Origin of the sequence: Aeromicrobium sp. (assembly GCF_023146395.1) — a bacterium.
GTDB lineage: Bacteria > Actinomycetota > Actinomycetes > Propionibacteriales > Nocardioidaceae > Aeromicrobium.
On the sequence record NZ_JAGLCD010000006.1, the window covers coordinates 142254 to 155504 of the forward strand.

A 13251-nucleotide genomic window follows, 5' to 3' on the forward strand; every position below is an offset into this window, starting at 1 on the left:
CGACGAGGTCGTCGGGTCATGGTGGAGGGCATGAAGACGTGGCACCGCCTTCGCGGACATCAGCTCGGCGCCGCCTCCGTGCTGGGCGTGACGCACTGGACGTGCTCCTGCGGGCGGCGCTGGCTGCCCTAGCTAGCGCGTCCCGAAGAACAGGCGGAACCGCTGGACCGTGAGGGTCAGCAGTGGCTTGCGGCCTGCGAGGAAGGCGAGTGGGCCGGCGGTGTCGAAGGTCCAGAAGCCCTTCCCGGTCCCGAGGCGTGCTGATCCCGTCACGGGCGACACCAGCAGCGCCCCCGCGCGGTCCTGGGCGATCCGGAAGCCCAGCGGCAGGCGGAACGGCAGGGCCCGCCACCGCGCGAGCGTCAGCGTGCCGATGCCGCGGGCGGTGTAGGCGCGATTCGTGACCCGCTCGAACTCCGCGAGGTGCTTGGGGATCGCCCAGAGGTCGCGGCCGCCCGCCATCGACGCGGGGGAGTCGACCCAGATGTGCGTGATCGAGACCCGGGGACGCCAGCCGTCGAGCACGAGCTGGGTCGCCATGATCTCGTCGTACGTCAGTGGGCTCGGGTCGTCGTAGCGGAAGAACGCCGCGCCCACGAGCACCCGCCCGAAGATCCGGATCTGGCGTGATCGGGGATGGTGCGGCGGGGGAGCGGACCGCCGCGGGACCAGCCAGACGCCGACCTGCGCGTGACCGTGGAGGTCCCACGGCTCGGGCGGGTAGGCGAGGTTCTCGCCCGCGCTGGCTGCGGGATCGCTCAGGTCCATGCGAAGTGCTCCGGGGTCAGGTGGCGGGTCGCTCGTTCGAACGGCTTGGTCGAGCCGGGCCAGTTGGACGTGATGCGCCCCGAGGGGTGGCGGTACCAGTTGTCGCACTGCCCCCAGACCGACAGCGCGAGCCGCTCCTGCACGCGCTCGTCGAACTCGCGCTCGGCCTCCTCGGTGACCTCGACGGTCTCCCACGATCCGGCCCGCAGACGGTCCAGGACCTGGCGCATGTGCCGCGCCTGCGCCTCGAGCATGTAGATGATCGAGCCGCCACCGAGGTTGGTGTTGGGCCCGTACGAGACGAACAGGTTCGGGAAGCCCGGGACGTACATCCCGAGGTAGGCGTGGGCGCCGTCGGCCCACTGGGCCGCGAGCTTGCGCCCACCGACGCCCGTGATGTCGATCGAGTCGAGGAAGTCCTGGGCGTCGAAGCCGGTTCCGTAGACGATGACGTCGGCCTCGTGCACCCGGCCGTCGGCCGTCTCGAGGCCCGCGGGGGTCACCCGCGTGATGGCGGCCGGCTCGAGCGTGACGTCGGGGCGGTTCACGGTCGGGTAGAAGTTGTTCGAGAACAGGATGCGCTTGCAGCCCAGCGGGTAGTCCGGGGTGAGCGCCGCCCGGGTCTGGGGATCGGTGACCGACCGCTTCAGGTGCCAGTCGCACACCTTCGCGATCGCGCGACCGGTGCGCGTGCCGAGGTCCAGCCCGCGCGAGAACTGCTCGCCGAAGAACCACCAGAGGCCGCGCTCGTAGGGAATCACCTGACGCCACCAGCGGGGGATCGCGCTGTCGGGCTTGGGGAAGATGTGGTTGGCCGACCGCTGGAACAGCGTGAGGTGCTCCGCCTGCTCGGCGAGGTGGGGCGCGTACTGGATCGCGCTCGCGCCGACCCCGACCGCCGCGACCCGCTGGCCGGTCAGGTCGAGGTCGTGACGCCACTCGGCGGAGTGGAACTGCTCGCCCTGGAAGTCCTCGATGCCGGGGATGGGCGGCAGCTTGGGGCGGGAGAGCTGGCCGACGGCGCTGATCAGGATGTCGACCCGCTCGCTCGTGCCGCCCGCGAACCCGACCTCCCACTGCCGGTCGTCCTCGATCCAGTGGGCCGAGACGATCTCGTGGTCGAACCGCACGAGCGGGGTCACCCCGAACTCGTCGGCGGTGCGGCGCAGGTAGTCGAGGATCTCGGCCTGGAGCGCGTAGCGGCGGCTCCAGTCCTTGTTGACGTTGAACGAGAACGAGTACAGCGGCGAGGGAACGTCGCAGCCCGCGCCGGGGTAGGTGTTGTCGCGCCACACCCCGCCGAGCTCGGACGATCGCTCCCAGAGGCGCACGTCGTCGTGCCCGTGGCGGGTCAGCTCGACGGCCGTGGCGATGGCGCCGAAGCCCGAGCCGATGATCCCGATCGAGGTCATGAGGTCTTCTCCTTGGTGGCGAACAGCAGGACGGTCTCGGTGAGCAGCTCGAGCGCCTCGTCGCGCGTGAGCATCTCGCGCTGGAGCCACTCACGGCAGACGGACTTCACGAGGGCCGCCGTGGCGCGCAGGCGCGCCCGCAGGTGCGGGTCGTCGGGCAGTCCGATCGCATCGAGCGTGAGGCGGGCCGCGTGGTCGTCGGCCTCGTCGACCACGACCTGCAGGTCGGAGTCGCCATGCAGGTTCGCCGCGCCCGAGACGCTCACCCAGGCGTGCCCGTAGGTCTCGGCGGCCTGGAGGATCCAGTCCATCGTGAGCCGCACGCGCTCGGCCAGGGGCAGATGCGACAGGTCGGGCAGCTCCGACTCCGGCATCCGGATCGAGGACCGCATGACCTCGATGAACAGGTCTCGCTTGGACCCGAAGTAGTGGTTGATCAGTCCGCGCGCGACACCGGCGGCTGCGGCGAGCTCGGCGGTCGACACGTCGTTGAACGCGCGGGCCAGGTAGAGCGGGCGCACGGCGTCGATGATCTGGCGGCGGCGGGCGTCCGGGTCGAGTCGGCTGCGGGCGGGCGCCGGTGCGGGTGGGGTCACGAACACCAGTGTGGCGAGACTATTGGCATAGTGTCAATAGCGCGTGTAACCTGCCCCACATGGGCGAGAAGAGCGAGCAGTTCGACTACGACGTCGTGGTGGTGGGATCCGGCTTCGGCGGCAGCGTCACGGCGCTGCGCCTGACCGAGAAGGGATATCGCGTCGGGGTCATGGAGGCCGGCCGGCGCTTCGCCGACGACGAGTTCCCCGAGACCTCCTGGAAGGTGCGCCGCTACCTCTGGGCCCCGTGGGCGCGCTGTTTCGGCATCATGCGCATCACGCTGCTGAAGGACGTGCTGATCACGAGCGGCACCGGCGTCGGCGGCGGCTCGCTCGTGTACGCCAACACGCTCTACGAGCCGCTCGAGCCGTTCTACGCCGACCCGCACTGGGCCCACATCACCGACTGGCGCGACGAGCTCGCCCCGCACTACGCGCAGGCCAAGAAGATGCTGGGCGTCACGACCTACCCCGGACGCACGCCGGCCGACGACCTGGTCGAGCAGCTGGCGCGCGACTACGGCGTCGGTGAGACGTTCCACCCCACCGACGTGGGCGTCCTGTTCGGCGACGAGCCCGGCGCGAATCTCGGTGACCCGTTCTTCGGCGGCGCCGGCCCCGATCGCAACGCCTGCCTCGACTGCGGAGCCTGCATGACCGGATGCCGGCACAACGCCAAGAACACGCTCGTCAAGAACTACCTCTACCTCGCGGAGAAGAACGGCGCCGACATCCACGCGCTGACGACGGTGCACGACGTGCGTCCGCTCGAGCGGGGTGGCTACGAGGTCCGGACCCGGCGCACCGGCAGTCCGCTACGGCGCAAGACCTTCACGGCCGAGCAGGTCGTGTTCGCCGGCAACGCGCTGAGCACCCAGGATCTCCTGCACCGGCTCAAGGAGCGGTCCCTGCCCCACCTGTCGGACCGGATCGGCGCGCTGAGCCGCACGAACTCCGAGGCGGTCCTGTCGGCCCGCTCGACCGCGAAGGACGCCGACTACACCGAGGGCGTCGCCATCACCTCGTCGTTCCACCCCGATGCCGTGACCCACGTCGAGCCCGTGCGCTACGGACGCGGCTCGGGGGCGCTCAGCCTCATGAACATGGCGCTCCCGGACCGTCCGGGCCCCGGGGGGCGCCTGCGTGCCGTGCTGCGGGGCTACCGCCTGCTCGGGATGCGGGGCACGTGGCGGATGCACTCGCCGCGGCGCTGGGCCGAGCAGTCGATCGTCATCCTGGTCATGCAGTCGGTCGACAACTCGATCACGACGTTCCGCCGGCGAGGCCTGTTCGGCACGCGCCTCTCGAGCCGTCAGGGTGCTGGCGAGCCGAACCCCGACTGGATCCCCGTGGCCGACCGGGTCTCGAAGGACGTCGCCGCGGCCATCGGCGGTCATCCCGGCAGCTCGGTCGGCGAGCTCGTGGGGGTGCCGCTCACGGCGCACTTCATCGGCGGCTGCGTGATCGGCGAGAGCGCCGAGACCGGGGTCATCGACCCCTACCAGAGGGTGCACGGCTACGACGGGCTCCACGTCGCCGACGGCTCGGCGATCTCGGCCAACCTGGGCGTCAACCCGTCGCTCACGATCACGGCCCAGGCCGAGCGCGCGATGTCGTTCTGGCCCAACAAGGGCGAGGCCGACCAGCGACCTGCGCCCGGTCAGCCGTACCGTCGTCTCGACGCCGTGGCCCCCGTGGCGCCTGCGGTGCCCGCGGGTGCGCCCGCCGCGCTCCTGCTGCCCATGCCGAAGGTGCGACCGGCCGACACCGCCGACGTCTGACGCGGCTCCGGCTCCGCGCCGGCCTCGTTCGGCCCGTGGACGGTGGCGGCGACGGGACCGATTCCGCCGATCAGTGGTCACGGCTAGGGTGGCGGTCAAGAGCGCTGCCCAGCCGTGGGGGTGGCCGGATCGAGCAAGGAGTTCGGCATGTCCGTGAACGTCGTCGTCAATGGTGAGGCCCGGGTCGTCGATCCTGGGACCAAGGCCTGGCAGCTGTTCAGCGAGACGCCCGACGTCATCGCCGCCCGCATCGACGGGGAGCTGCGCGACCTGGCGACCGACCTGGTCGACGGGCAGAGCGTCGAGCCGGTCGACATCGCCTCGCCCGATGGTCTCGACATCCTGCGGCACTCCACGGCCCACGTCATGGCGCAGGCCGTGCAGGAGCTCTTCCCGCACGCGAAGCTCGGCATCGGCCCGCCGATCACCGACGGCTTCTACTACGACTTCGACGTCCCGGAGCCGTTCGTGCCCGAGGATCTCGAGAAGATCGAGACCCGGATGCGCAAGATCGTCAAGGAGGGCCAGAAGTTCTCCCGTCGCGAGATCGACGACGACGCCGCCCGCGCCGAGCTCGCCGAGGAGCCGTACAAGATCGAGCTCATCGGCCTGAAGTCCTCGGCAGGGGACGCCGCCGAGGGGGCCAGCGTCGAGGTCGGTGACGGCGGCCTCAGCATCTACGACAACCTCAAGCGCGACGGGTCCTTGGCTTGGAAGGATCTCTGCCGGGGCCCGCACCTGCCCACCACCAAGCGCATCCCGGCGTTCAAGCTCATGCGCTCGGCGGCGGCGTACTGGCGCGGCAACGAGAAGAACAAGCAGCTCCAGCGCCTGTACGGCACCGCGTGGCCCAGCAAGGAGGCGCTGGAGGAGCACCTCCACCGCATCGAGGAGGCGCAGCGCCGCGACCACCGCCGTCTCGGCACCGAGCTCGACCTCTACAGCTTCCCCGACGAGATCGGCTCGGGCCTGCCGGTCTTCCATCCCAAGGGTGGCGTCATCAAGCGCGAGATGGAGGACTACGTCCGTCGCCGCCACATCGAGGAGGGCTTCGAGTACGTCGGCACACCGCACGTCTCGCGTGAGGAGCTGTTCTACACCTCGGGTCACCTGCCCTACTACGGCGAGAACATGTTCCCCCCGCTGGACCTCGACGGGCAGCCGTACCGCCTCAAGGCGATGAACTGCCCCATGCACAACCTGATCTTCCGGTCGCGCCAGCGCTCGTACCGCGAGCTGCCGCTGCGCCTGTTCGAGTTCGGGCACGTGTACCGCAACGAGAAGTCGGGCGTGATCCACGGCCTGACCCGCGTGCGGGGCTTCGCGCAGGACGACTCGCACTCCTACGTCACCCCGGAGCAGGCGCCCGACGAGATCCGCCACCTCCTGGGGTTCGTGCTGAGCCTGCTGCGCGACTTCGGGATGGACGACTTCTACCTCGAGCTCTCGACCCGCGACGACTCCAAGCCCGACAAGTTCATCGGCTCCGACGAGGACTGGGCCACCGCGACCCAGGTGCTCGAAGACGTCTGCCTCGAGACCGGGCTCGAGCTCGTGCCCGATCCCGGCGGAGCGGCGTACTACGGGCCGAAGGTGTCGGTGCAGGCGCGCGACGCGATCGGTCGCACCTGGCAGATGTCGACGATCCAGTACGACTTCAACATGCCCTCGACCGAGCGGTTCAATCTCGAGTACGTCGCCGCCGACGGGTCACGGCAGCAGCCGGTCATGATCCACTCGGCCAAGTTCGGCTCGATCGAGCGGTTCATGGGCGTGCTCGTGGAGCACTACGCGGGCGCCTTCCCTCCGTGGCTCGCGCCGGTCCAGGCGGTCGGCATCCCGGTCGCGGAGCGGCACACCGAGCACCTGCGGGCGCTGGGGGAGCGACTCACGGCCGCCGGCATCCGCTTCGAGCTCGACGAGTCCGACGAGCGGATGCAGAAGAAGATCCGCAACGCCCAGACCCAGAAGGTGCCGTTCATGCTCCTCGCGGGCGACCACGACGTCGAGGGCGGGGCGGTCTCGTTCCGCTTCCGCAGCGGCGAGCAGGAGAACGGCGTCCCGCTCGATGAGGCCGTCGCCCGCATCGTCGCCGCGGTGGAGTCCCGTAGCCAGGTCTGACGAACTGAACCTGAGGGGTTGCGGGTGTCCCGGCACCCGCAACCCCTCAGGTTCGGCCGTCGAGCACGCACTAGGGTGGCCGACGTGACCGAGGGACCAGACCGCCTGCAACGGCTGTACACGCCGTATCGCATGTCGTACGTGCGCGGTGAGGAGTCCGAGGCCGACGCGGGTGAACTCGCGCTCGCTGAGGGCGCCGACCCGTCCTGCCCGTTCTGCCGGATCGCGGCCGGGGGCGCACAGTCCGAGCTCGTCGTCCACCGGGGCGACGCGTGCTTCGTCGTGCTCAACCTGTACCCGTACAACCCCGGTCACCTGATGGTCGTGCCGAACCGGCACGTCGCCGACTACACCGACCTGACCGCGCAGGAGACGGCGGAGGTCGCCGCGTTGAGCCAGCACGCCCTACGGGCGATCCGACGCGTGTCGCAGCCGCACGGCTTCAACCTCGGCCTCAACCTCGGGGGTGTCGCGGGCGGCTCGCTGTCGCAGCACCTCCACCAGCACGTCGTCCCGCGATGGTCGGGCGATGCCAACTTCATGACCGTGCTGGGCCAGACCAAGACGCTGCCCCAGCTGCTCGAGGACACGCGCGACCTGCTCGCGGCGGCGTGGTCCGACGACGCCTGAGCCCACCCTCGATGTCCGGGGAGGACACCGCACATGCTCGAACGCTTCCGCCAGTTCTGGACCAACGTCTGGGCGCCCTTGGCGAACCTCCTGCTCAAGTGGGGCGTCAAGCCCGATCACGTCACGATCGTCGGCACGGCCGGTGTCGTGTTCGGTGCCCTGTTCTTCTTCCCGCGCGGTGAGCTGTTCTGGGGCGTCATGTTCATCACGGCGTTCGTGTTCAGCGACATCATGGACGGCTACATGGCGCGCCAGTCCGGCCAGTCGAGCAAGTGGGGCGCGTTCCTGGACTCGACGCTCGACCGGGTCGGCGACGCGGCGATCTTCGGGGGTCTGGCGATCTACTACGTCTCGGTACACGCCGAGGCCGACCTGGGGGAGGTGCGCTGGTACTTCTACCTGAGCCTGGCGTGCCTCGTGCTGGGCAGCCTCACGTCCTACGCGCGGGCGCGGGCCGAGAGCCTCGGGATGCAGGCCAAGGGCGGCATCGCCGAGCGTGCCGACCGTCTCGTGGCGATCCTGGTCATGACCGGCTTCAACGGCCTCCTGGGCTGGGACTTCCTGACCGAGATCACGTTGTGGGCCCTGGCGCTCGCGAGCCTCGTGACGGTCTTCCAGCGCATGGCGATCGTGCACCGTCAGGCGGTGCTGGACCCCGGCCTGGACTGAGCGACGCCGGCCCGTGTGACTCATCGGCGCAGGTCAGGGGCCAGGAGTCGCCGACAGGATCTATGTGCCATTGGCGTTGACACATAGCCGCTGGCCTGCCCATACTCGGGGTATGACCGTGACTGACGCGCACGACCTCGACCAGACCCAGGAAGCTCTGCCGACCCTCGGGGGAGCCGAGTACGCCCAGACCCTGCGCCAGCTCTCCCAGGCGTCCGTCGACCGTCACTTCGACGCGTTCATCGACATCCCGTGGGACCACCCGGACTTCCAGGTCGACCCCACCGACGAGCGGTGGATCCTCCCCGACGGCATCGATCCGCTCGGCTCACACCCCTGGTACAAGGGGCTGCCGGTCGAGCGTCAGATCGAGATCGGCATGTGGCGCCAGGCCAACATCATGAAGGTCGGCCTGCAGTTCGAGAACATCCTGATCCGCGGCATCATGCAGTACGTCTTCACCCAGCCGAACGGGTCGGAGGAGTACCGCTACCTCACCCACGAGGCCACCGAGGAGTGCCACCACACGCAGATGTTCCAGCAGGGCGTCAACCGCATCGGCGTCGACGTCCCGGGCATGCCCCGGTGGATGCGCGCCGTGTCCGGACTCCTGCCGCTCGTGGCGTCCCGCTTCCCGGTCGCGTTCTTCATCGGCGTGCTGGCCGGGGAGGAGCCGATCGACCACACCCAGAAGCAGGTCCTGCGTGGCTCGAAGCAGCTGCCGCCGGTCCTGGCGCGGATCATGCAGATCCACGTCGCCGAGGAGGCGCGTCACATCTCCTTCGCGCACGCCTACGTGATGCGCAACGGCCCGCGGCTGGGCCGCGTCGAGCGGCAGATCGTCGCGCTGCTGTACCCCGTGATCATGCGGGTGCTGGGTGACGCGATCCTGATCCCGCCGAAGGAGCTCCGCACCGAGATGGGCGTGCCGAAGCACGTGCTCGACGAGCTGTACTGGAACTCGCCGCAGTCGCAGGAGTTCCTGGCCGAGCTGTTCAGCGATGTGCGCATGCTGGCCGAGGAGTCCGGCCTCATGACGCGCGCGTCGCGCCGGGTGTGGCGCCGGCTCAAGATCGACGGCCGCTCCTCGCGATACCGCAGCGAGCCGCCGGCCGCGCTGGTCGACCCGGTCGCGGTCGACGCAGCCTGACGTGCCCCACGTCGTCACGCAGCCGTGCTGCGGCGACGCCTCGTGCGTCTTCGCCTGCCCGGTCAACTGCATCCACCCCACCCCGGACGAGCCGGACTTCGCCACGGCGGAGATGGTCTACATCGACCCCGTCTCGTGCGTCGACTGCGGGGCGTGCGTGCGGGCCTGCCCCGTCGGCGCGATCAAGCCGCACACCAAGCTGGATGACGACGAGCTCGTGTTCATGGAGCTCAATGCGCTCTTCCATGCCGGTTCCGACGCGGGCAACGGCCTGGAGTCGGCCACCCGCCCGGCGCAGGCGCCCGTGCCGCCGGTCGTGCGGGTGCCGGAGGGCACGTCGCTCGACGTCGCGATCGTGGGGGCCGGCCCGGCCGCGCTGTACGCGGCCGACGAGCTCCTGAAGCAGCGCGGCGTGCGGGTCACCGTGCTCGACCGGCTGCCGACGCCGCACGGCCTGGTGCGGGCGGGCGTCGCGCCCGACCACCAGCACACCAAGGACATCGGAAGGCTGTTCGCACAGATCGAGTCGCAGCCGGGTTTCGCGTACCGCCTCGGCGTCGAGGTCGGCCGCGACGTGACCCATGACCAGCTCCTGACCAGCCATGACGCGGTGGTCTACGCCACGGGTGCGCCGGCCGACCGGCAGCTCGGGGTGCCCGGGGAGGGCCTGCCCGGCACGGCGACCGCCACCGAGGTCGTGGCCTGGTACAACGGCCACCCCGATCATGTGCAGGCGCCGCTGGACCTCCAGGCCGAGCGCGTCGTGGTGGTCGGCAACGGCAACGTCGCCCTGGACGTCGCCCGGGTGATCCTCAGCGAGCCCGACGAGCTGGCCCGCACCGACATCGCCGACCACGCGCTCGCTGCCCTGCGCCAGAGCGCGGTGCGCGAGGTCGTGCTGGTGGCGCGGCGGGGGCCCGCCCAGGCCGCCTTCACGGTGCCGGAGATGGTCGGCCTGCTGCACCACCGCGACATCGACGTCGTGGTCGAGCAGCGTGAGCTGCTGGGGGGCGACGACCAGAAGTCGGCCCTGCTGCGCGACGGTTCGGTCCCGGTGGTCGACCCGGCGCGCCGGCGCGTCGTGCTGCGGTTCCTGGCAGCACCGGAAGCCGTCATCGGCGACGACGTGGTCGAGGGCCTGCAAGTCGTGCACACCTCGCTCGAGACGCGAGCCGACGGCGCGGTCGTCGCCGTGCCCATGCAGGAGCGCGAGGTCATCGCCACCTCGTGCGTGCTGCGCTCGGTGGGCTATCGCTCGACCCCCGTCCCCGGCGTCCCGTTCGACCCTGCACTCCACCGGATCCCGAACATCGACGGGCGGGTGCTGGCCGAGCCGGGTGGCGAGCTGTTGCCGCGCACGTACGTCGTGGGATGGGCCAAGCGCGGGCCCACGGGGTTCATCGGCACCAACAAGTCGTGCTCGCTCGAGACCGTCAACGCGCTGCTCACCGACGTCGCGACGGGTCGTGTGGTGCCGGCCGGCCGGCCCCGACCGGTCCTGCACGACGGGGCCGCGCTCGACCGGGCTGACTGGCTGCTGCTCGACGCGCACGAGCGTCGAGCCGGGCGTGAGCAGGGCCGTCCCCGGCGCAAGGTCGTCGACCGTCTCGCGATGGCGGACGTCGTCAGGACCGCCAAGGCGGCTCGGTAGACTGATCCGGTGAGCACCGAACAGACCCCCAGCACCCCCAGCGAGGTCGGCACCTCTCGCGTGAAGCGCGGCATGGCCGAGATGCTGAAGGGCGGCGTCATCATGGACGTCGTCGACGCGACGCAGGCGAAGATCGCCGAGGACGCCGGCGCCGTGGCCGTCATGGCGCTCGAGCGGGTCCCGGCCGACATCCGCGCCCAGGGTGGCGTGGCGCGGGCCAGCGATCCCGACCTGATCGACGGCATCATCGACGCCGTCTCGATCCCGGTCATGGCCAAGGCGCGCATCGGCCACTTCGCGGAGGCCCAGATCCTGCAGAGCCTCGGCGTCGACTACATCGACGAGTCCGAGGTCCTGACGCCGGCCGACTACGCCAACCACATCGACAAGTGGGCGTTCAACGTCCCGTTCGTCTGCGGCGCGACCAACCTCGGCGAGGCGCTGCGCCGCATCACCGAGGGTGCGGCCTTCATCCGCTCCAAGGGCGAGGCCGGCACGGGCGACGTCTCCAACGCCGTGACCCACATCCGCAAGATCACGGGCGAGATCCGTCGTCTCCAGGGCCTGCGCGACGACGAGCTCTACGTCGCCGCCAAGGAGCTGCAGGCGCCGTTCGACCTGGTCAAGGAGATCGCCGCGACCGGCAAGCTCCCCGTCACGCTCTTCACGGCCGGCGGCATCGCGACCCCCGCCGACGCCGCGCTGGTCATGCAGCTCGGGTCCGAAGGCGTCTTCGTCGGCTCCGGCATCTTCAAGTCCGGCAACCCGTCCGAGCGCGCCGAGGCGATCGTCAAGGCCACGACGTTCTACGACGACCCCGACGTGGTCGCCAAGGTCTCGCGCGGACTCGGCGACGCGATGGTCGGCATCAACGTCTCCGACATCCCCGAGCCGCACCGCCTCGAGACCCGCGGCTGGTAAGCGGCAACGACTTCGTCGCTCCGCGGCTCGTTCCTCGCCGCTTTCTCGGTGCTCGCTGGCGCTCGCACCGAGCCGCTTGTCTCGCTGCGCTCGACCGGTGGTCGCGGAGCGGCTGGTCGGGTCTGCCACGCCCGCTGGCGGTCACTAGGGTGATCCGGTGACTTCTCGGCCGACGATCGGTGTCTTCGCCCTGCAGGGCGACGTGCGCGAGCACGTCGCCGCGCTCGAACGGCTGGGCGCCACGGCCATCACGGTCCGGCGGCCCAGCGAGCTCGCGCAGTGCGACGGCCTGGTGCTCCCGGGAGGGGAGTCGACCACGATGTTCAAGCTCGCGCGGACCTTCGAGCTCTTCGAGCCGATCGTCGACCGCATCCGCAGCGGCATGCCCACGTTCGGCACGTGCGCGGGGATGATCATGCTGGCCGACCGGGTCAAGGACGGCACGCGGGACCAGGAGACCTTCGGGGGGCTTGACGTGACGGTGCGGCGCAACGCGTTCGGGCGCCAGGTCGACTCCTTCGAGGGCGACCTGAGCCTCGCGGGGCTCGCCGATCCGGTCCATGCGGTGTTCATCCGGGCCCCGTGGATCGAGCAGGCGGGGGAGTCGGTCGAGGTGCTGGCCTCGGTCGAGGTGGCCGGCGCGGATAGGATCGTCGCGGTTCGACAGGGCCACCTGCTCGCCACCGCCTTCCACCCGGAGGTCGGTGACGACGACCGGGTGCACGGTCTCTTCGTCGATCTCGTCACGCAGTAGAGAACAGAGGGGACGCGCCATGTCAGGGCACTCCAAGTGGGCCACCACGAAGCACAAGAAGGCGGTCGTCGACGCCAAGCGCGGCAAGATGTTCGCCAAGCTCATCAAGAACATCGAGGTCGCGGCCCGCACCGGCGGCCCCGACCCCGACGGCAACCCCACGCTCTACGACGCGATCCAGAAGGCCAAGAAGTCCTCGGTCCCGAACGACAACATCGACCGCGCGGTCAAGCGCGGTGGCGGCATCGGCGACGAGGCGGTCGACTACACCACGATCATGTACGAGGGGTACGGCCCCAACGGGATCGCGATGCTCGTCGAGTGCCTCACCGACAACAAGAACCGGGCCGCGATGGAGGTCCGCACGGCCATGACGCGCAACGGCGGCACGATGGCCGACCCGGGATCGGTCTCCTACCTGTTCCACCGCAAGGGCGTCATCATCGTCCCGGCCGAGCAGGAGGGCGGACCGACCAACGAGGACGACATCCTCCTGGCGGTCCTCGACGCCGGCGCCGACGAGGTCAACGACCTCGGTGAGGCGTTCGAGGTCGTCTGCGAGCCCACCGACCTGGTCGCCGTCCGCACCGCGCTGCAGGAGGCGGGACTCGACTACGACTCGGCCGACGCCTCGTTCGTGCCCTCGGTGCAGGTCGAGGTCGACGTCGACGGCGCCACCAAGGTGCTCCGGCTGATCGACGCGCTGGAGGACTGCGACGACGTGCAGAACGTCTTCGCCAACTTCGACGCGACCGACGAGGTCATGGAGCAGGCCCAGGCCTGACACGGGCGTGTCGT

The 13251-nt window shown here is 70.2% G+C and carries 12 protein-coding genes; 9 read left to right on the forward strand and 3 right to left on the reverse strand.

The features are described from left to right. Positions 1-132: 132 nt before the first annotated feature. From KAG51_RS05810 to KAG51_RS05820, 3 genes are read right to left on the reverse strand one after another with little or no spacing between them, the layout of a single operon-like run. Positions 133-768 (reverse strand): acetoacetate decarboxylase family protein, encoded by a 636-nt coding sequence (locus KAG51_RS05810; protein WP_290581576.1) that lies wholly within the window; start codon positions 766-768, stop codon positions 133-135. After that, complete coding sequence (locus KAG51_RS05815; RefSeq protein ID WP_290581578.1) at positions 759-2180, reverse strand: NAD(P)/FAD-dependent oxidoreductase; 1422 nt, start codon at positions 2178-2180, stop codon at positions 759-761. The genes KAG51_RS05810 and KAG51_RS05815 overlap by 10 nt, the downstream gene beginning before the upstream one ends. Next, the gene (locus tag KAG51_RS05820) at positions 2177-2776 is read right to left on the reverse strand and encodes a TetR/AcrR family transcriptional regulator (RefSeq protein WP_290581580.1); all 600 of its coding nucleotides are present in this window, start codon (positions 2774-2776) and stop codon (positions 2177-2179) included. Before KAG51_RS05820 ends, KAG51_RS05815 begins: the two co-directional genes overlap by 4 nt. A 59-nt stretch (positions 2777-2835) precedes the next feature. Between KAG51_RS05820 and KAG51_RS05825 the strand changes: the two genes are divergently transcribed. The 9 genes from KAG51_RS05825 (at position 2836) to KAG51_RS05865 (ending at position 13237) form a co-directional block, all read left to right on the forward strand. Beyond that, complete coding sequence (locus KAG51_RS05825; RefSeq protein ID WP_290581582.1) at positions 2836-4557, forward strand: FAD-dependent oxidoreductase; 1722 nt, start codon at positions 2836-2838, stop codon at positions 4555-4557. Positions 4558-4704: 147 nt separating this feature from the next. After that, the gene (gene thrS / locus KAG51_RS05830) at positions 4705-6678 is read left to right on the forward strand and encodes a threonine--tRNA ligase (RefSeq protein ID WP_290581584.1); all 1974 of its coding nucleotides are present in this window, start codon (positions 4705-4707) and stop codon (positions 6676-6678) included. Positions 6679-6762: 84 nt separating this feature from the next. Then, complete coding sequence (locus KAG51_RS05835) at positions 6763-7308, forward strand: HIT domain-containing protein (protein WP_290581586.1); 546 nt, start codon at positions 6763-6765, stop codon at positions 7306-7308. A 33-nt stretch (positions 7309-7341) separates the two neighbouring features. Continuing rightward, positions 7342-7977 (forward strand): phosphatidylinositol phosphate synthase, encoded by a 636-nt coding sequence (gene pgsA / locus KAG51_RS05840; RefSeq protein WP_290581588.1) that lies wholly within the window; start codon positions 7342-7344, stop codon positions 7975-7977. A gap of 112 nt (positions 7978-8089) precedes the next feature. After that, a complete protein-coding gene (locus tag KAG51_RS05845) occupies positions 8090-9127 on the forward strand; it encodes a diiron oxygenase (RefSeq protein WP_290581590.1) in 1038 nt (345 codons plus the stop codon). A 1-nt stretch (position 9128) separates the two neighbouring features. Continuing rightward, entirely contained in the window at positions 9129-10778 is a 1650-nt protein-coding gene (locus KAG51_RS05850) for an FAD-dependent oxidoreductase (RefSeq protein ID WP_290581592.1), read from the forward strand. A gap of 9 nt (positions 10779-10787) precedes the next feature. Further along, entirely contained in the window at positions 10788-11699 is a 912-nt protein-coding gene (gene pdxS, locus KAG51_RS05855; protein WP_290581593.1) for a pyridoxal 5'-phosphate synthase lyase subunit PdxS, read from the forward strand. 157 nt (positions 11700-11856) lie between these two features. Further along, positions 11857-12453, forward strand: coding sequence for a pyridoxal 5'-phosphate synthase glutaminase subunit PdxT (gene pdxT / locus KAG51_RS05860; protein ID WP_290581595.1), 597 nt, complete (start codon positions 11857-11859; stop codon positions 12451-12453). Between the two features lie 19 nt (positions 12454-12472). After that, positions 12473-13237: a YebC/PmpR family DNA-binding transcriptional regulator gene (locus KAG51_RS05865; protein WP_290581597.1), complete on the forward strand. Its 765-nt coding sequence runs from the start codon at positions 12473-12475 to the stop codon at positions 13235-13237. Positions 13238-13251: the final 14 nt, after the last annotated feature.